This is a genomic window from Sorangium sp. KYC3313 (genome assembly GCF_052075895.1).
GTDB lineage: Bacteria > Myxococcota_A > Polyangia > Polyangiales > Polyangiaceae > Sorangium > Sorangium cellulosum_B.
Map to the genome: position 1 here is coordinate 4,361,270 of NZ_CP197255.1, position 19,257 is coordinate 4,380,526.

The 19,257-nt window shown below is 72.4% G+C and carries 15 protein-coding genes; 7 read left to right on the forward strand and 8 right to left on the reverse strand.

The annotated features are described in order from the left end of the window. Positions 1-2: 2 nt before the first annotated feature. The 5 genes from ACSRUE_RS17095 to ACSRUE_RS17115 form a co-directional block, all read right to left on the reverse strand. Complete coding sequence (locus ACSRUE_RS17095) at positions 3-1,598, reverse strand: GDSL-type esterase/lipase family protein (RefSeq protein ID WP_441291925.1); 1,596 nt, start codon at positions 1,596-1,598, stop codon at positions 3-5. A gap of 33 nt (positions 1,599-1,631) precedes the next feature. Further along, positions 1,632-3,149, reverse strand: a complete 1,518-nt coding sequence (locus tag ACSRUE_RS17100) for an FHA domain-containing protein (protein WP_441291926.1) — start codon at positions 3,147-3,149, stop codon at positions 1,632-1,634. A gap of 306 nt (positions 3,150-3,455) precedes the next feature. After that, positions 3,456-4,142 carry a TIGR00266 family protein gene (locus tag ACSRUE_RS17105; protein WP_437765228.1) on the reverse strand — a complete coding sequence of 229 codons (687 nt, stop codon included), beginning with the start codon at positions 4,140-4,142 and terminating at the stop codon, positions 3,456-3,458. 15 nt (positions 4,143-4,157) lie between these two features. Further along, positions 4,158-4,826, reverse strand: coding sequence for a TIGR00266 family protein (locus tag ACSRUE_RS17110; protein WP_437765229.1), 669 nt, complete (start codon positions 4,824-4,826; stop codon positions 4,158-4,160). 20 nt (positions 4,827-4,846) lie between these two features. Further along, positions 4,847-5,542, reverse strand: a complete 696-nt coding sequence (locus tag ACSRUE_RS17115) for a TIGR00266 family protein (protein WP_441291927.1) — start codon at positions 5,540-5,542, stop codon at positions 4,847-4,849. 159 nt (positions 5,543-5,701) lie between these two features. Here ACSRUE_RS17115 and ACSRUE_RS17120 point away from each other — a divergent pair, with 159 nt between their 5' ends. Next, positions 5,702-8,281, forward strand: coding sequence for a protein kinase domain-containing protein (locus ACSRUE_RS17120; RefSeq protein ID WP_441291928.1), 2,580 nt, complete (start codon positions 5,702-5,704; stop codon positions 8,279-8,281). 64 nt (positions 8,282-8,345) lie between these two features. Here the strand turns inward: ACSRUE_RS17120 and ACSRUE_RS17125 are convergent, their stop codons facing one another. The 3 genes from ACSRUE_RS17125 to ACSRUE_RS17135 form a co-directional block, all read right to left on the reverse strand. Then, positions 8,346-8,867 (reverse strand): hypothetical protein, encoded by a 522-nt coding sequence (locus tag ACSRUE_RS17125; protein ID WP_437943208.1) that lies wholly within the window; start codon positions 8,865-8,867, stop codon positions 8,346-8,348. 9 nt (positions 8,868-8,876) lie between these two features. After that, a complete protein-coding gene (locus ACSRUE_RS17130; protein WP_441291929.1) occupies positions 8,877-10,769 on the reverse strand; it encodes an ABC1 kinase family protein in 1,893 nt (630 codons plus the stop codon). Between the two features lie 74 nt (positions 10,770-10,843). Continuing rightward, on the reverse strand, positions 10,844-11,986 hold the full coding sequence (locus tag ACSRUE_RS17135; protein WP_437943207.1) for a serine hydrolase domain-containing protein: 1,143 nt from the start codon (positions 11,984-11,986) through the stop codon (positions 10,844-10,846). Positions 11,987-12,126: 140 nt separating this feature from the next. Here ACSRUE_RS17135 and ACSRUE_RS17140 point away from each other — a divergent pair, with 140 nt between their 5' ends. From ACSRUE_RS17140 to ACSRUE_RS17165, 6 genes are all read left to right on the forward strand, one after another. Further along, entirely contained in the window at positions 12,127-13,002 is an 876-nt protein-coding gene (locus ACSRUE_RS17140; RefSeq protein ID WP_437765235.1) for a protein-L-isoaspartate O-methyltransferase family protein, read from the forward strand. 44 nt (positions 13,003-13,046) lie between these two features. Continuing rightward, on the forward strand, positions 13,047-14,195 hold the full coding sequence (locus tag ACSRUE_RS17145; RefSeq protein WP_437765236.1) for an AAA family ATPase: 1,149 nt from the start codon (positions 13,047-13,049) through the stop codon (positions 14,193-14,195). 296 nt (positions 14,196-14,491) lie between these two features. Further along, entirely contained in the window at positions 14,492-14,983 is a 492-nt protein-coding gene (locus ACSRUE_RS17150) for a hypothetical protein (protein WP_437765237.1), read from the forward strand. A 778-nt stretch (positions 14,984-15,761) separates the two neighbouring features. Further along, positions 15,762-16,979: a type II secretion system F family protein gene (locus tag ACSRUE_RS17155; RefSeq protein WP_437765238.1), complete on the forward strand. Its 1,218-nt coding sequence runs from the start codon at positions 15,762-15,764 to the stop codon at positions 16,977-16,979. Further along, positions 16,979-18,415, forward strand: coding sequence for a sensor histidine kinase (locus tag ACSRUE_RS17160; RefSeq protein WP_437765239.1), 1,437 nt, complete (start codon positions 16,979-16,981; stop codon positions 18,413-18,415). The genes ACSRUE_RS17155 and ACSRUE_RS17160 overlap by 1 nt, the downstream gene beginning before the upstream one ends. A gap of 236 nt (positions 18,416-18,651) precedes the next feature. Continuing rightward, a complete protein-coding gene (locus ACSRUE_RS17165) occupies positions 18,652-19,245 on the forward strand; it encodes an MlaC/ttg2D family ABC transporter substrate-binding protein (protein ID WP_441291930.1) in 594 nt (197 codons plus the stop codon). Positions 19,246-19,257: the final 12 nt, after the last annotated feature.

Sequence of the window (19,257 nt, forward strand, 5' to 3'; positions counted from 1 at the left end):
CCTCAGGGCCGCGCGGCGTTCGCCTTCCAGCCCTCGTAGGCGTCCATCAAGGCCAGGTACAGCCAGCGGCCGATGACCTCGGCCCCCGCGCCCGACGGGTGCGCGAGATCGGCGCCGCCGAGCCCGCGCCGGACCCAGATCCCCATCGAGCCCGAGCCGCCCATCGCGCCGAAGGTGTCGAAGTAGCCGCAGCCGACCTGCCCGGCCACCCTGCGCTGGATCGCCGCGAGCTTCGGGATCACCGGGCGGCTCCGGTACACCTCGCCCTTCTTGTCGGCGCGGTCCATCGGGCCCACGAGCAGGCACGACGACCCGGGCAGCGCCGCCGTCACCTGCTCGAGCACCGCCTTCATCGTCGACTCGTATTGATCCAGCGGGAACAGCTCGCCGTCCTCGCTCTCGTTCATGCCGTAGTGGAACACCGTCAAGGACGGGCTCCGCGCGCGCAGCTGCTCGGCGAAATGGGCGTCGTCGCTCTTGTCGAGGAAGCGGATGCGGCAGCCCTGGATGCCGATGGCGTCGAGCACCACCCCCGGCGTGTCCCGCTCCATCCACACGCCGAACGCCCGCACCCCCGGGCTGTGCGCCCGCACCTCGATGGAGTGCGGCCCGTCCGGGACCTCGTAGGTCGCGATCGCCGAGCTGGCCGCGTCGGCGCGCGTGTCGATCATCTCGCGGCTCTCGCCGTCGATCTTGACCTCCATCCGCCCGCCCTCGGGGTGCTTCAGGTAATCGACGGCGAACCGCGAGACCGCGCGCCCGTAGGTCCCGGACTCCGCGGTGGCGAACCGCGAGAACACCCCCGCGCCCTGCGAGCGGAACGACACGCCGCCGAGCCCGTAGAGCCCGTCCTTGGCGAACGGGCCCACCACGCGGCTCACCTGCCAGCCTGGGCCGGCGAAGCGGACGACGTCGTTGTGGAAATATCCCGGCCAGGCGTTCGCCATCAGCATGAACCCATGGCCGGCGTCCCCGAACCGCTTCTGCAGCTTGCGCCGCAGCGTCGCCGTCACGAAGTCGCTCGCCACGATGGAGTCGCCGAAGTAGGTGATGCGCGCGATCGACTGCGGCGCCTTGCGCTCCACCGCCGCGAGCGCGCGGAAGAACGGCGTCATCGCCTTGCCGCTCGGGTCCTCGATCGGCCGCGGCGGCTTGCCCTCGGAGGCGACCGCCGCCGGCATGAGCTCGGCGGCCGCGGCCGGCAGCGCGACCTCCTCGGGCTGGCGCAGCTCGGCCTGCTCGGTGGTCTCGGTGACGAGCGTCGTCTCGCCGACCGACGCCACCGGCGCCGGCGTCGGGACCACGACGAGCCCCTCCCCCTCGGGCAGCGGCGTGAGCACCCGCAGCCGCGACAGGCTCGGGTGCGCGTAGGGGACGAGCACGAGCAGGGCGAGCGTCGCCATCGCCCGGGCAGCCGGCGAGGCGAGCCCGTTCCGCGCCGGCGAGCTCACGGTCACGGAGCCTCCATCGCGCCCAGCCGGAGGCCCATCACGCCCGCCCGGCGCGGGCGCCTCGTGGACGTGCGGGACGCGCGCCTCGCGGACATCCGGCGCGTGGACGGCCGGCTCGTGAGCCCTGGTGCTGCTCCTGGAGGTCATCGACGCACGTGGGAAAGAAGGATGAAGCGGCGGCTACAGGCCCTTCTTGTCGAGCTTGTCCAGGGCCGCCGTCGCCTTGTCGCGGCAGACCGCGTCGCCCTGGTGGATGCAGATCGCGCGCAGCAGCTTGATCTCGCTGGCCGACGCCTTCCCGTTCCAGACCTTGGGCTCGAGCGCCCGCCGCTGCGCGGGGTACGAGCTCGAGTCGAGGCCAGAGCTCGCCGGCGCGGCGCCCGAGGCCGAGGGCGCCGGCGCCGAGGCCGAGGCCGAAGGCGCGGGCACAGGCGCAGGCGCAGGCGCGGGGTGCGGCAGCCAGGGCGCCGGCGAGCCGGCGTGCTGCGGCACCGGCTCCGGCTCCGGCTCGGGCGGCGCCTCCGGGTCGACCTGCCGCCGCACCTCGGCCACCCGCGCGCGGAGCGCCGTCGGGACGCCCGTCGTCTTCGCGATCTCGTTGAGCAGCGCGAGCTTGTCCTCCTTGGTCGCGGCCTGCTCGACCTGCCGGAACATCCCCTCCGCCCAGCGCTCCTCGATCTCCTTGAAGCGCGGCGTCTCCCGGACAGGCGACGTCTCGGCGATCTCCTGCAGCTTCCGGTGCGCGGCGTCGATGTCCCCCGAGCGGAGGTGCTCCTGCGCCGCGTCGAGCATCTTCGCGTCGTCGCCCGCCGGCGCCGCCACCACGGGCCTCACGTCCGGCTCGGGCGTCGTGGACCCGTGCGACCGGGCGCGCGTGGCCACGATCACGGCGATGACGACGAGCAAGGCGACCGCGAGCAGGAGCCCCATCGCCTTGCTCGCCCCGCCGAGCGAGCGGGACGACTGCGCGGAGGGGGCCACGCTCCCGTAGGCGCCCGGCGCCACGCCCGGCCCGCCGTCCGGCCCCGCGCGAAAGATCTTGCCGGCAGCGACGAAGCGGAGGCGGACGTCGCCGAGCTCGAGCGCGTCGCCCGCCTCGAGCAGGCCCCGCTTGAGCTCGACGCCGTTGATGCGCACGCCGTTCGCGCTCTGCTTGTCGACGACCTCGTAGCGGCCGCTGCCGAGGCTGATGAGCTCGGCGTGCAGGCGGCTCACGGAGCTGTGGTTGATCGAGATGGTCGCGTCCTCGGAGCGCCCGATCGTGAAGCGCTCGCCGTCGAGCGGGAACTCCGCGCCGGGGGTCGGGCCGACGACCATGACGAGCCGGTTCGGGCGGGTGTGGAGCGGCAGGTGCGCCGTGCTGCGGCTGCCCGGCGGCGGCGTCGGGCTCGTCACGGCGGACGAGAGCGCCTCATCGACGATCTCGATGCGGTAGTCGCCGAGCTGCACGAGGTCGCCGTGGCGCAGGTGCTGCTCGCCGTTGACGCGCCCGCCGTTGACGTACGTGCCGTTGTAGCTGTCGAGATCCCGGATGACCCAGCCCTGGCCGTTCTTGGCCAGCGTGGCGTGGGTGCGCGAGACGTTGCGATCGGTCAGCCGGATCGAGTTCGACTCTCCGCGTCCGAGCGCGTACTCCTCATGGGCGAGGGGGAGCCCCGTCTGTTTCCCCTCGTCATCCTCGATCGTCAGCTTCCACATAGCGGGTTCGGGGTACTCGGGCGGGGCCAGGCTCGCCCCGCGAGCCCCGGTGGATCCGTGGCACCCACCGCTCGCCGTGCGAGCCTCCTCAGCGAGGCGGGACTACTTTAGCGAGTCCGCCTCCGGGAAGGCAATGACGGCGCGCCGGCCCATGGCGGACGGCCGGGACCGCGCCGTCGCCAGCGCCGAAATCCACGAGCGCGTCTCGGAGCGTCGCGCGCGCCGGGCAACCACCGGGCGGGCCAGGCAGGCCGCCCGCCGGCGCGGCGATCCCGGAAGGCCTGGTCGGACCACCGGCGGCACGAGCTAGTGGCCTCCGCCCACGGGCCGGAACGGATGGAGGAACGCCGAGAGCGCCCCCGGGTTCCGCGTCTGCAGCCAGAGCCTCCCGTGCCCCTGGAACTCGCAGACGAGCCCCTCGCCGGACAGGAACAGGCCCTTCAGGCCGGCCAGCTTGCGCACCTGGTACCTCAGGCCCTCGGTGAACGCGAGCAGATGGGTGTTGTCGCAGAGATATCCCTCGTGCTGGCGGCCGACGTCGATCGCGTGGATACCGCCGTAGCTCGAGAACCAGATCAGCCCTTCGCCATACGCCCGGAGCAGCGACAGGCCGCCGGCGAAGAAGCCCTTGGCCCCCTGCCACGTCGTGTCGAGCGTGATGCCGGGCGTGGAGGCGAGATAGGCGCCCGACTGGAGGAACACCTCCATGCCCGAGCGCAGCACGAGGCGCTCGATCGAGCCCTCGGGGGCCGGCGCGAGCCGCATCGACTGCATGGGCGCCGTCGCCGTGAAGGTGCTCTGGAAGAGGCTCTCTCCGGCCGTCATCCTGCGCTTGAGCGCGCTGGCGAGCCCGCCCTGCAGGCTGGTCTTCATGTCGATGGCCGCGTCGCGCGCGACCATCGCGCCGCTCTCCGCCACGATCTGCTCGCCGGCGTGCTCGAAGGTCACGTGGAGCACGCCGAACTCGGGGTTGCCTCGGATCTCGTCGCGCACGCCGTCCCCCGATCTCTAGGGCTGCCGCGGGGCGAGCCGCGCGCCGATCGCCGCGCCGTACCTGCCGGCGTTGCGCGACTGGACCCACAGGCTGCCGCTCCCCTCCACGTGGCAGACGAGGCCCTCGCCCGAGAGCCACGTGCCGAGCCACGTCGACGTGCTCTTGCCGATCCGGCAGGCGAGCGTCGACTCCCACGCTGCGATGTGCCCCGTGTCGATGACGACGTGGCCTCTCACCTCGAGCTCCTCGAGCGCGCCGAACGCGCCGATGATCATCCGCCCCTGCCCCGCCGTCTCCAGCGCGAAGAGCCCCGCCCCCGAGAAGAAGCCGCGCAGGCCGGACGAGCGCGTCCTCACCTCGACATCGGGGCTGGACGCGACATAGGCGCTGCTCTGGACGCACCATTGCCGGTCGCCCACCTCCAGCACGGCCATGTCCCCGGACAGCGGTGTCGCGAACAGCACCTCTCCGCGCCCGCCCTCCGCGGCGAACGCGTTCCTGTAGAAGGACTCTCCGGCCAGCATCCGCTTCAGGCCCGACATGATGCCGCCCGACTGCGTCTCCACGCGCACGTTCGTCGACATGCCCACGAGCGCGCCGCTCTCGGCGAACACGCGCTCGCCCGGATCGAGCCAGCACTGCGCGAGGGCCTGGGAGGGACGGTAGAGGAGATTCACCTGCATCGGACGTCTCCGCCGCTCCCTCAGGGCGGGAGCAGCGGCGCGAGCCACCCCACGAGCGCGCCGGCGCTGCGCGACTGGATCAGCACGCGGCCGCGGCCCGAGAGCTCGCACACCACGCCTTCGCCAGAGACCATGAGGCCCATGAGCCCGCCGCCAGGGCTCCTGATCGTGAGCGCGAGCGACGCGTCGAACCCGACGAGGTGCCCGCTGTCCACGACGAGCGAGCCGTCGCAGGGGAGCTCCTCGATCGCCCCGTAGCTCGTGATCCAGAGATCCCCGACGCCGGAGGCCTCGATGAAGAAGACGCCCTCCCGGGCGAGGATGGCGCGCAGCCCACCCCAGCGCACCTTGACGTCGACGTCGCCCGCGCTCGCGAGGTACGAGCCCGCGCCGAAGAGCACCGTCTCTCCCTGGAGGCGGACGTGCTTGATGCCGCCGCTGAGCGGCGGGGCGAGCCACACCCACCCGCCCTCCGGCGCCTCGATCCGGTTCACGAAGAACGTCTCGCCCCCCGCGAGCTTCCGGAGCAGCGCGATGAAGAGCGCCTTGAGCCGCCCGAGGAGCCCGGCCCCGCGGCCCGCGTTGAGCCGGACCTCCGTCCGCAGGCTCGGCGACCGCGCGACCATCGCGCCCGCCTCCGCGAGCAGCGCCTCGCCCGGATCGAGGCTCACCTCCAGCAGGGAGGACGACGGCTCATGCTTGGTGCGATGCTGCATTCGTCCACCCGCGGAGCGCGTACATATAACGGAGCGACGCCAGGAGCGGAAGCGGGAAGAAGGTATGTCGAGGTGAGCAGGACGCGGCGAATTTCATGTTTTCTGTCCGGTGGTTCGCACGCGCTGACTTCTCCCCTTCAGCGTGGGTAGACTGAGCGGGTGAGCGACAGGCGACTTACGGCCTCCGAGCCGACGCCCCGCAGCGAGCCGAGCCATGGGTCTGGCTTCGTCGCGGCGCCTCAGCGCATCGCCGGGCGCTACGAGATCCTCGGCCTGCTCGGCAGCGGCGGCATGGGCAGCGTGTACCGCGTCCGCGACGTGGAGCTCGACGAGGTGGTCGCCCTCAAGATGCTCCGTCGTGATCTCGCTGACTCCGCCGGCATGCTCGAGCGCTTCCGGCAAGAGGTGAAGCTCGCGCGTCGCGTCACGCACAGGAACGTGGCGCGGACGTTCGACTTCGGCGACCACGACGGCGAGAAGTTCCTCACGATGGAGTGCGTCGAGGGCGAATCGCTGCACAGCGTTCTCGCGCGGACGGGCCCGATGCCGTCGCAGCAGGCCATCGGCATCGGCTGCTCGCTCTGCGACGGGCTCGGCGCCGCGCACGCGGCGGGCATCGTGCACCGCGACCTCAAGCCCGAGAACGTCCTCATCGACAGGAACGGGCGCGTCGTCATCACCGATTTCGGCATCGCGCGCACCTCGTCCGGGCCGAGCGCCGGCGAGTCGCAGGGCTTCGTGCTCGGCTCCCCCGCGTACATGTCGCCGGAGCAGCTGACCGGCGAGCCCGACCTCGACGCCCGCACCGACATCTACGCGCTCGGCATGATCCTCTTCGAGTGCCTCACCCACCGGCGCGCGTGGCCGGGCGCCGGCGCGATCGCGGCCGCCATGTCCAGGCTCAAGTCCCCGCCGCCCGACCCGCGCTCCGTCCGTCCGGACGTGCCCCTCCCCGTCGTGGACGTCGTCCTGAGGTGCATGGCGATCCGCCGTGAGGACCGCTACGCCAGCGCGGCCGAGGCCCACCGCGCGCTCCTGCTCGCGCGCTCGCGCCTGTCGATCGCCCCGCAGCCGGCCCAGTCGCTCGTGTCCGCCATCGCCGCGTCCTCCGCCATGGCCGCGCCGACGGCGCCGCAGCCGATCGAGCAGAACCCGACCCGCGTCGCCGCGTCGCCGCCGGTCGAGGCGGTGACGGCGCCGCAGCGGCGCCTCAACTCGCCCACGCTGGCGGCGCCCGCGCCCACGCCCGCGCCCACGCCGACGTCGACGTCGTCGCTGAAGACGGTCGCCGTGCTCCCGTTCCGCAACGTCGGCGCGCCGGACGACGAGTACCTCGCCGACGGCTTCACCGAGGACCTCACCGACACCCTGTCGATGACCGCCGGCCTCAAGGTCCGGCCGCGCGCAGCGGTCTCCCGGGTGCGGCTCGACGGCCGCGATCCCAGGGATGTCGGCCGCGAGCTCGGCGTGCAGGTCGTCGTCGAGGGATCGATCCGCCGCACCGGCGCCGGCGGCTACGCCCCGGATGGGCCGCGCTCGCAGCCCTCCGCGCCGTACTCGCGGCCGGCGTCGCGCGTGCCGCCCGGCGGCGTGCGCGTCACCGTGCGCGTCATCGGCGTCGAGGACGGGTTCCAGCTCTGGGCGAAGCGGTTCGACAGCTCGCCCGAGGCGTTGCTCACGGTGAGCGACGACGCGGCGAGCGCGATCGCCGCGGCGCTCACCGTCGACGCCGCCAGCCGCGAGCGAGAGTCGCCGAGCGACCCGCGCGCGATCGACCTGTACCTGCGCGCGCGCCACCAGATGCGGCGCCTCTGGTACGGGGACGCCGCGCCGGCCGTGGCGCTGTTCGAGGAGGCGCTGTCGTTCTCCCCGAACGATCCGAGCATCCTGTCCGGTTACGCGATCGCCTTCGCGCGGCTGATGGGCGCGCGGGGCGAAGGCGCGGCGCAGTTCGCGAAGGCGCAGCAGGCCGCCGAGCGGGCGATCGCGCTGGCCCCCGCGCTCGGCGAGCCGTGGGTGGCCCTCGCCACGGTCCGCTTCAGCGCGGGCGATCCGGTCGGCGCCGTCCCGGCGCTGCGCAAGGCGCTCCAGTGCGCGCCGAGCCTGGCCAAGGCGCACGAGCTGCTCGGCCGCATCCTCCTCGAGGCGGGGCTCGTCGACGAGGCGATGTTCCGGCTCGACACGGCGCTGGCGCTCGATCCGAGCGAGCCGTTCCCGCGCTGGGAGCTGGCGCGCGGCCGCGCGCTGCTCGGCGACTGGCCGGCGGCCGGCGTGCTGCTCGACCTGCCGGCGGAGGACCCGTCGAGCCGCTTTCACAAGGCGGTGATGCGCGCCCGCTTCGGGCTGTGGCGCGGCGCCGCGTTCCCCATCGACGATCTCTCGCTCGCGACGGAGACCATCCCGATCCAGTACGCGCGCATCTACCGCGACGTGCTCGCGACGTCGCGGCTCTCGGACGAGCAGCGGGCGTTGCTGAGCGCGAAGGCGGACAGCTCCGAGCCGGGCAGCCGCCTGCGCCCGCTCTTCTTCCAGATGTACGCCGAGATCCTCGCCTTCCTCGGCGAGGACGACGCGCTCTTCCGCGTGCTCGCCGGCGCGGTGGACGCAGGGCTCTTCGACGCCTTCTGGATGCAGCGCTGCGCGGTGCTCGACCGCGCGCGCGCGGACGCGCGCTTCGCCCCCCTCCGCGTGCGCGTCGAGGAGCGGGCCGCGGCGATCATCGCCGCGTTCCGGGGCTGAGCGCCGCGGCGTCGCGGCGCGCGTCTCGGCGCGCAGGGCCCTGCGAGCTCCTCGCGCGCCGCGCTCAGCTCCTGCGCGCGTTCTTGGCCGCCTTGGAGACGGCGGGCATCAGCAGGTCGCCCTCCACGTGGCCGGAGACGTCCAGGATGGTGCGCCCCTCCGCGTCGCGCCCGGGGCGCTCCCGCGTGTAGCGCTCCGCGGGCGCGGCGAGCACCACGCCGAGGTCGCGCGCGGCGCCGGTGAGCTCGGCCGAGAGCGCCTCGTCGACGAGGCGGGCCCGCTCGCCGCTCGACGAGCCGGCGGGGATGGCGACGGCCACCGAGCCCGCGACGACCCCGTCCTTCGCGAGCAGCCCGTGCGGCGAGCCGGTCGTCTGCGCGAGCTTCAGCGCGACGCGCGCCGCCTCGCAGCGGTCGCGCGCGGCGGCGAGCGACGCCGCGCCGCGGCGGAGGATCTCGCGCGCGTCCTCCGCGGGAACGCCGCGGTACGCCTCGGCGAGCTGCGCGTTCTCCTCCCTGATCCGCGTCACCTCGGCCTCGGCGGCCGCGACGTCGGCCTCGTACTGGGACAGATCGATCGAGCTCATGGCGTGTCGTCACCCTCGGTTCGTGAACAGGAGGCTCCCTGCGAGCAGCGCGCCGGCCGCAGCGGCGCCGTAGAGGCAATAGCGCGCGAGCGCCGCCTGGCCAGCCAGGTACAGCTCTAGCCCGGCGAAGCCGGCGGCGATCGCGAGCGCCGCGTAGATGAGCTGGCGCACCCCCGTATAGACGAGCGACGCGGCCTGGGCGAGGCCGCGGATCTTCACCTCGGCCTCGCCGCGGTTGGCGCGCGTGAGGTACTTGCGCAGGTCGTCCGGGATCGTCAGCGCCTTGATCCCCATGTCCTTCGCCGCCTCGAGGGCGATCTGGGCCCAGTCGCGGCTGCCGAGGACGAAGTCCTGCAGGTAGGGGCGCACGACGTCCATCGGGTTCAGGTCCGGATCGAGCTGCGTGCAGACGCCGGTCAAGAGGAGGAGGGTGCGCTCGAGCAGCACGAAGTCGCGCGGCACGTGGAACGCGCCGGAGAGCTCCTTCAGCCCGATGTTCATGCGCCGGAGGTCGATCAGGCTCTCGATGCCCTTCTGCGGGTCGAGCTTGATGTCCTTCAGGTTGAACGACTCGAGCTTCACCTCGTCCTGGAAGCGCTGGTGGAAGAACTCGACGACCTTCTCGCTGACGTCGACGGCGTCCCGCCGCGAGAGGAAGCGCATCTTGCGCAGCGCCTTGATGATCCCCTCCGTGTCGCGGCGGATCACGGCCTCGAGGAACTCGGGGATGCCCTCGCGCATCTCCTGGGAGAGCTCGGCGACCGCGCCGAAGTCGAGCAGGACGAGCTCCCCGCCCGGCCCGACCAGCATGTTCCCCGGGTGCGGATCCGCGTGGTAGATGCCGTCGATGAAGATCTGCTGGCAGAAGACCTGCACGATCTGCCGCGCGAGGGCCTTGCGATCGACGCCGTGCGCGTCGAGCGCCGCGACGTCGCCCACCTTGATGCCCTCGACGAACGTCGTCGTCATCACCCGTCGCGTGCAGTAGGCCTCGATGGGCCGGGGGAACCGGACCTGCGGCTGCTTCGCGAAGTTGTCGGCGATGCGCACGATGTTCCTGGCCTCGCGCACGAAGTCGAGCTCCTCCAGGATCATCGAGCGGATCTGGTGGTGGTAGGCGTCGAGCCCCTGCACGGGGACGAACTGCGCGACGATCGCCATGATGCGGCGGATGGTGCGCAGGTCGAGGCGGACGATCTCGTCGATGTCGCGGTGCTGCACCTTCACGGCCACGCGCGTGCCGTCCATGAGCCACGCCTCGTGCACCTGGCCGAGCGACGCGCTCGCGAGCGGCTCCCTGTGGAAGCGGGCGAAGACCTCGCCGATGGGGCGCCCGAGCTCCTCGGCGATGCGCGCCTCGATCTCCTCGTAGGGGCGCGGCGGCACCTGGTCCTGGAGCCCCTCGAGCCCCGCGCGCAGGGTCGCGGGGACGAAGTTCGCCATGATGCTGAGCATCTGGCCGACCTTGATGAAGAGGCCCTGGAGCTCGACGATCGTGCGCTCGATGCGGCGGGCGTTCTTCGCGTGGACCTCTTCCACGCGGTTGTTCGCCCACGTCTCTCCGAGGAGGCGGCGCAGGAAGAAGAACCAGAGGTAGCTCGCGAGGACGGTGAACGTCGTCAGGTACGCGCGGATGAAGCGGCCGCTCTGCGCGGCGTTCTGGCGCAGCGAGCTGGGCCTCGCGGCGGGGGTCTGCGCGCGCCGCGGCGCCCTGGCGGATCCGGGCGGCGGGGCGTGGTCCGCGTCGGGAGGCCTCGGCGCGCCGTCCGCGTCGCGCGCGCCGTCGTGCTCGCGCTGGACCGCGCCGGGGCGCGGCTCGCCGTCCGCGCGCGGCGGCTCTGCGGGCGAGCGAACCAGCCCGGAGGAGGGGCCCAGCTCTTCGGGGACGGCGCCGTGTGACACCGCGGCAGCCTAGCATCGCTCCGCGCCGGCCCGCGAAAACGCGGGACCGATGCGGCGCGCCATCCGTCCTCGCGTCATCGCGCCCGCGCCATGGCCTCCGCGATCGCGTCGTAGACGGCGGGCCGCGCGCGACGGATCGCGTCGGAGGCGCGCGTCGGGTGGACGCGGTTCGTGAGCAGCACGCCGACGAGCTCCGCTTCCGGATCGATCCAGAGGCTCGTCCCGGTGAAGCCGAGGTGGCCGAAGGTCTGCGGGCCGAAGCGCGCGCCGGAGCTCGGCCTCTCGCCGCTCCTGCCGTCGAACCCGGCGCGCAGCGACCCGCCCGGGCGCGGCGCGATCAGCCGCCGGACCTCGTCGCGCGAGAGCCACTCCGGGCGCTCGCCCGCGAGCGCCTCGAGCAGCGCGACCCCGAGCCGCGCCACGGACATGGCGTCGCCGAAGAGGCCCGCGTGCCCGGCCATCCCGTCGCGGGCGATCGTCCAGGCGTTGTCGTCGTGCACCGCGCCGCGGAGCACGCCCCCGCGGAACGCGACGTCCTCGGTCGGGACGGCGCGCTCGTCGAACCGCGGATCGCGCCGCCGGAGCGCGCGGACCGGCGCGACCGCGAGCCCGAGCGGGCCCGTCACCTCCCGCGCGACGACCTCGTCGAGCTCGGCCTCGCCGCGCCGCGCGACCGCCGCGCCGAGCAGCACGTACCCGAGGTCGCTGTACACCGGCGGGAACCCGCCGGCGGGCGGATCGCCCTCGCACGCCGCGCGGCGCCCGTTCGCGCACTCGAGCAGCGCGCCGAGGGGATCGATCGGCGCGTCGTCGCCGGGCGGATGGAGCGGGCGGTGCGCCTCGAGCCCGGCGCGGTGGGCGGCGAGGAGCTCGAGCGGCACGCGCGCCGATCGCGTGCCGGCGAGCTCCGGCAGCACCTGCCCGAGCGGCTCGTCGAACCTCACCTTGCCGGCGCGGGCGAGCCGGGCGAACGCGAGCGCGGTGAACGGCTTCGTCACCGACGCCAGATCGAAGATCGCGTCGCCCGTCGCCGCGGCCGGCGTCGCGCCGCGGGCGCCGGCGGGCGGGCTGTCTTCCAGCCACAAGCGCCCTGCGGCGCCCGCTCCGTACCGGACGTTGTCTCGCGTGCGCACGGCTGCGGCGACACACGCGCACGGCGCGGCGCGGTGCGTTTCGATCGCGAGCGCTGCGATCGGCGTGAGATCGACGGGGGTCATGGCCGAGGATGAGGAGGGCGGGGCGCCCGTGTCAAACGAGCTCTGGCGGCCGGTCGGATGAGCCGGGCGACGCGTGGACAATCGCGACGCGTTCCCCGAAAGATCGAGCCGCGCGGGCGCTCCTGCTTCAGGATCTCCCCGTGACTTCTCCCGTGGGCACCGAGATACGTGCGGCGGTTGCGCCGCTCGCCGCGCTCGCGGCGAGGTACGACGATCGCCGGCCCGATCGCTGGGAGCCGGTCCCCGAGCGGCTCGACGCGGCCATCGCGTGCGACGTCGAGCTCGCCGAGGCCGGGCGTGTCGCGCGGGCGCCGCTCGTGGCCGAGCTCGCGCGCCGCTTCGAGTTCCTCGCCCACTACCTGGACGCGATCCTGCTCGTGCCGCGCGAGCGCTTCGTCCTGCCGGAGGATCTCGCCGCGTCGGCGGACGACACGCCGTTGCCGCTCGACCGCGCGGGGCACGCGACGGTGAGCGCGCCGCACGCGTACCTGCTCACGTACAGCCTGCTCGATCTCGGTCCGGGCGATCGCCTGCTCGAGCTCGGCACGGGCACCGGTTACGGAGCGGCGCTCGCGCGGCGCATCGTCGGCCCGACCGGGCACGTCGCCTCGATCGAGATCGACCCCGCGCTGCACGCGCGCGCGGTGCGGCTGCTCGGCGCGCGGCCGGATCGCCAGGAGGGCGACGAGGCGCTCGCGGCCAGCGCCGCCGCGCCGTCCGACGAGGGCGCGGGCGTCACGCTGCTGTGCGGCGACGGGCGCGCGCTCGCCGAGCGCGTGCTCGCGGGCGAGCGGACGTCGCCGTCGGAGCGGCCCTGGAAGGTCGCGGTGACGTACGCGCTGACCGAGCCTCCCGCGGCGCTCGAGGCGCAGCTGAGCGACGGGGGCGTCCTTGTCGCGCCGGTCGGCGCGTGGGAGGGCCACCAGGAGCTCGTGCGCGTCGAGCGCCGGCAGGGCGCGCTCCTCCGCGAGGTGCACGGCGCGGTCCGCTACGTGGCGGAGCGCGGGCGCGGGTAGGCTTCTGTACCCGGCCCCGATCTCGGGTTAACGAGAAAGCGGCGATGCTGACGGAAGCAAACTTCAAGAATTTCAAGCTGCTTCGAGACGTGAGGCTGCCTCTCGGACGGCTCAACGTGCTGGTCGGCGCGAACGCCGTGGGGAAGAGCACCGTGCTGGAGGGGATGCACTGCCTGCTCCAGCTCGCCGGCGCGAAGCCCGGGTGGTCCGCGAACATCCGTCCGGGGGCGCTCTTCGGGGGCAAGAGCGCGATGAAAGACCTGGTCGCGAAGCCGGACGCCACCGAGCTCGAGCTGGAAGCCGTCCTGGAGGACGGAAGGCGGTTTGGCCTTCGCGCAGGGGCCGCGAAGGAGAAGAAGACTGAACCTGAGTGGTTGCACCTGTGGTTCGGCAAGGAAGGGCAAGAGACGGAGCTCGGCGTGCCCTGCGACGACCAGGAGGAAGAACGGCGCTTCTTTCAAGGCCCCCGCGAGGCGAAGCTCGGATCGGTCGTCCGGCTCAAGCTGCACGCCGAGACGCTCGCCGCGGAGCACTACTCTGAAGAGGAGATCCCACGCGTCGAACACGACGGTGAGGGTCTGGCTTCCGTGTTGCAATACCTGCAGGGGCTGCGTGACGGAACCCTGGAATCGATCGAACGGGATCTGGCGATCATCGTCCCCGGCGCACGGCGTATCCGCGCGCTCCCCGCCCGCGTCCGGCGCCGCGAGAGGCAGCGGATCTCCGTCGATGGCCAGGACTTCTGGGCCGATCAGGTGCACGACCGCACCGGCGCCCGCGTCGAGGTCGAGTGGGAGGGACTGGGGTGGGTGCCCGCCGACCAGCTCTCCGAAGGGACCCTGCTCACCCTCGGGCTCATCACGGTCGTGCGCTTCAACGCGCCGAGCCTCGTCCTGCTCGACGACCTGGACAAGGCGCTGCACCCAGTTGCGCAGCGCAGGCTCGTCGCGCTCCTCCGTGGCGTCCTCGAGGCGACGCCTGAGCTGCAAATCGTGGCGACGAGCCACTCGCCGTTCATCCTCGATGAGCTGCGCATGGAGGAGGTCATCGTCATGAGCCGCGCCGGTGAGCGGGGGGCGGCCCTGTGCCGGCTCGACGAGCACCCGACAGCGCAGAAGCGGGGCGCCTATCTTCGCCCGGGTGAGCTGTGGAGCCTCGTCGGCGAGGGATGGGTGAGCGAGGCGCGAGAGTGAGCGCTGTCGGCATCGGTATCGCCGCCGAGAGCGCCGGCGATGCGCGGATCATCCAGAAGCTCGTCGACCGCATGCTCATCGACCGGATCGCGTGGGTGAAAGAGACCGTCGAGGCGTGTCAAGGCTCGATGACGGATCCCCTTTCACCGTGCCGGAGCTGGCAGGGGGTGGAGGGCTCTGGCTGGCTCGACCTGCACGGCGCGTGGAAGCGAGCTCGGGAGCGCGGCCTCCGCATCTATGGTTCCTTCGAAGGAGAGCGGGGCGAGGACGACGCGCAAATGCACCGAGCCGCGCTCTTGCTCTTCGCGGAGGAGGACGAGCCCCCGAAGGCCGTGGTGATCGCGCGGGATGTGGACCGCACATCGGAGCGCGTGAGGGGCTTCGCCCAGGCTGTGGCAGACAAAAGGAGGACGTGGCCGTTCGAAGTCGTCGTCGGTGCGCTTCCCGAGCCCGAGATCGAAGCCTGGTTGGTCGCGGCGTGGGTCCCCGAGGACGACGCGGAACGCCAGCGGCTTGATGCGCTCCGCCGCGAGCTCCATTTCGACCCCTGCGTGCAGCCCGAGCGACTCACCTCGAAGAACGAAGCGGACCGCAAGGATGCGAAGCGGGTCCTCGCGGTGCTGACGACCACGGGGCGAGATGCGGACGCGCGCTGGGCCGATGTGTTCATCGAGCGCCTCGAAGCGAGCGGTGCGGCGTGCGGCCTCGCACGCTTCGTGCGCGAGGTGAGGGAGCATCTCGTGCCGGTCGTGGAGCGCGGCGGAGCCTCGGCGTCCGGCCTGCGGTGACCCACCCGGACCAGACGCCCCGTCCTCCGGACAACGGGAGCCATCTCACGATCCCGTGCCGGCGATCCCGTTTCGTCCGATGAACCTGTGCCATGCCCATACGACACACCCTCGTGTCCAGATGGCACACTCTCGTGTCCAGATGGCACACCCTCGTGTCCAGATGACCCACCTGCCTGTCCAGATGGCACACCTTCGTGTCCAGATGACCCATCTTCCTGTCCCGATGACCCGCCATCGTGTCCGTGTGCGAGCGGTTGTGATCCGGGCTCATGGCTCGGGGCCATCGCGATCGGATGGAAGCGGCAGGGCTGGATCGAGGTGAGCGCCGGCGGGGGTCTCCGCGCGGCGGGGGCGGGTGGGCGCGGCGAGCACCGACCGAGGTGCCATTCGGTCTCAGGGAGCGCGACGTCTCAGGCGCGCCTTGTGTGGCGCGCGACGAAACGTTCCAGGTGGCATGGCCCGAAGGGAGACATGCCGGGCGGTGTTCTCAGCGCAAGCGCTTCGGTCCCCGTCTTGGCGGATGGCCGAGCGCCCGCCCGCCCCCGCCGCGCGGAGACCCCCGCCGGCGCGTGCTGCTCGGCGTGGCGCCCTCTCCCTCCCTCCCTTCCTTCCCCGTCCCGTCGCACCGCCCCCACCGCCCCCCTGCCGGATCAGAGAACGCGCCACCGTCTTTGACCCTGGACCGCCTGGAACTTTATCCTGGCCTCCCCGATGCGGGGCCGCCCCTGCGCGTCGGCTAGGCCCGTCGTGGACCAGGGAGAAGACCGGGAGCACTATGGCGGAGTTCGTTTGGGAGGCGCGCGGCCGCTCCGGAGAGATCCGGAAGGGCACCATGGAGGCCGAGAACGAGGCGGCGGTGCAGAACCGCCTCCGCGCTCAGCAGCTCAACCCCACCCGGGTCAAGAAGAAGGGGGCGCAGCTCAGCCTCAGCCTGACCTTCGGCTCGGGCGTCGAGCCGAAGGACCTCGTCAAGTTCATCCGCCAGTTCGCGACGATGATCGACGCGGGCCTGCCGCTGGTCCAGTGCCTCGAGATCCTGGCGAACCAGGAGCCGAACAAGATCTTCCAGGCGGCGCTGAAGGACATCAAGAACACGGTCGAGCAGGGCGCCACGTTCAGCGACGCGCTCCGGCGCCACCCGAAGATCTTCGACGACCTGTTCGTCAACCTCGTCCAGGCCGGCGAGGTGGGCGGCATCCTCGACAGCATCCTGAACCGGCTCGCGATCTACATCGAGAAGCGCGTGAAGCTCGCGCGCCAGGTGCGGGGCGCGCTCGCGTACCCGATCGCCGTCATCGTGATCATGGTCGTCGTCATGGTCGTGCTGATGTCGTTCGTCATCCCGTCCTTCGAGACGATGTTCGCGGAGTTCGGCGCGAAGGACGCGCTCCCGCAGCTCACGAAGATCGTCATCGCGGTCTCGAAGACGTTCGTCACGTACCTCCCGCTCATCGTGGTCGTGGCGGTGGGCGCGGTCGTCGGCGCGACCTACTTCTACCGCTCGCCGTCCGGCAAGCGGATGGTGCACCGCCTCATCCTCAGGCTCCCCATCATCGGCCCGGTCATGCAGAAGATCGCCGTCGCGCGGTTCTCGCGCACGCTCGGCACGCTGCTCGGCTCCGGCGTGCCGATCCTCGACGCGCTCGACATCGTCGCGAAGACGGCCGGCAACGTCGTCGTGGAGGAGGGCCTCATGTACTCCCGCCAGAAGATCTCCGAAGGGAAGAACATGGCCGAGCCGCTCGGCGAGATGCAGGTCTTCCCTGGCATGGTCGTGCAGATGGTCGCGGTCGGCGAGCAGACCGGCGCCCTCGACACGATGCTCAACAAGATCGCCGACTTCTATGAAGAGGAGGTCGACGTCGCCGTCGCCGCGCTGACGTCGCTGCTCGAGCCGCTCCTCATGGTCATCGTCGGCGGCATGGTGGGCGTCGTGCTCATCTCGATGTACCTGCCGATCTTCGATCTCGCCGGCAAGATCAAGGCGGAGTGATGTCGCCCGCGGCCTCCCCGGCGAGCCCGGGCGGCGAGGCCGGGGCGCCGCGAGATCACGCCGAGGCCGCGCCGTCGCGCGGCGCCCGCGCCTCGACGCCGGCGATGCTGCTCCCGTCCGGCGCTCCCGGCGGCGCCGAGGCGCCGCTCGCGAGCCGGCTCACCTGGCTCATCGCGCTGCGCCTCGCGGTGCTCACGGTCTTCCTCGTCGTGACCGCGGCGGTGTACCTCGGCGGCTTCACCCCCGGGAGCTTCTCCAGCAACGTCGCGCTGGTCACGGTCGCCGTCGCGTACGGCGTCTCCGGCGTCTACGCCGTGTTCCTGCGCATGAACCGCGCCCTCCGGGCGATCGCGCGGGCGCAGCTCGTGACCGATCAGATCACCTGGACCGCGCTCGTGTACATCACCGGCGGGGCCTCGAGCGGCGCGACGTCGCTCTACGGCCTCACCTGCCTCACGGGGGCGATCCTCCTCGGGCTCCCCGGCGCCATCGTCGCCGCGGCGTCGGGGGCGGCGGCGTACCTCGTGCTGTGCGCGGCGCTCGGGCTGCACCTCGCCGGGGTGCCGCCGGATCAGCCCGCCGGGGCGTACGCGACGCAGTGGGGCGAGCTGCGGTACCCGATGTTCGTCAACCTGCTCGCGATCGTGGTGGTCACGCTGCTCGCGAGCTACCTGGCGGAGCGGCTGCGCGCGACGGGCGGCCGGCTCGTGCAGGCCACCGCGCGGGCGGAGCAGGCCGAGCGGCTCGCGGCGCTGGGCCGCCTCGCCGCGGGGCTGGCCCACGAGATCAGGAACCCGCTCGGCTCGATCGCGGGATCCATCGAGCTCCTCCGCACGGGCGGCACGCTCTCCGACGAGGACCGCAAGCTCTGCGAGATCATCGAGCGCGAGACCGCGCGCCTGAACGACCTCGTGGGCGACATGCTCGATCTGTCGCGCCCGCGGGTGCCCGCGCTCGAGGGCGTGGACCTCTCGGCCACGGCCCGCGACGTCGTCGTGCTCGCGGGGCGCTCGGGCCGCGGCGTCGATGTCGAGGTGCGCTTCGACGGGCCGCCGTCCGCGCCGGTGACCGCCGACGCGGCCCAGATGCGCCAGGTCGTCTGGAACCTCGTGCGGAACGCGATCCAGGCGAGCTCCGCGGGCGCCGTCGTGACCGTGCGCCTCTGGCGCGACCCGGGCGCGTGGCTCCTCGAGATCCGCGATCAGGGGCGAGGCATCCCCGCGGGCGCCCGCGATCGCCTCTTCGACGCGTTCTTCACGACCCGCACGCACGGCATGGGCATCGGCCTGGCCGTGGTGAAGCGGATCCTCGACGATCACGGCTTCGCGATCGAGGTGGACAGCCGCGAGGGCGAGGGGACCGCGTTCCGGGTGAGGGTCCCGGACCGGGCGCCCGGCCGGGAGATTGCGGCCGAGCCCGCCCCCGCGCGTGAATAGGCCGCCGAGGCCGCCGTCTGCCCCTGGGGAGCGGGCCAGTGAAGGCGGATTGCTGTCTCTTTTCGCGATGTTCATGGAGAGCAGGGGCGGGGCGTCGCCGGGCCACCGGGCCCCGCGTTCGGCCTGGCAGGCTGTTTGCCATGCCGTTTGCGGAGCGACAGGGTGAGCAGTAGAAGCGTCCCGAGGCGCGCTCGCGGCCCGCAGGTACAGAAGGAGAACCAGACGTGACACGCAGGATGAACCATCTCTTCGCGGCGGCGTTCTCGCTGCTCGCGCTCACGCTCGGCCCGGTAGGCCTCGCGAGCGCCGGGACGGCGACGGACGTCGTCAAGGCCAGGCAGACGGCCCTGTTCGACCTCCTGAAGAAGGGGGGGGGCGAGAACCAGAAGAAGGTGGGCGCGGTCTTCGACGAGATGCTCGATTACTCGGCGCTGGCGGAGGCCTCGCTGGGCAGCGAGTGGGCCGCGCGGACCGACGCCGAGAAGCAGCAGTTCAGCGAGCTCCTCAAGCAGCTCGTGCGCAAGGCCTACGAGCGCAACCTGAAGAAGACGCTCGACTTCAACGTCGAGTACCTCGGCGAGACGGCGAGCGGCAGCGCCATCACGGTCAAGACCAAGGCCGTCTCCAGGAAGGATGCGCGCGAGGAGCCGGTCGAGATCGCCTTCAAGCTCGCCGAGAAGGGCGGCGCCTGGCGCGTGCAGGACATCGTCACCGAGGGCGTCAGCCTGGTGGGGAGCTACCGCGCCCAGTTCACGAAGATCATCAAGAAGGATGGGTTTCCGGCGCTCATCCAGAAAATGAAGGACAAGCTCGCCAAGGGCGACGTCTGACCCGCCCGGCCG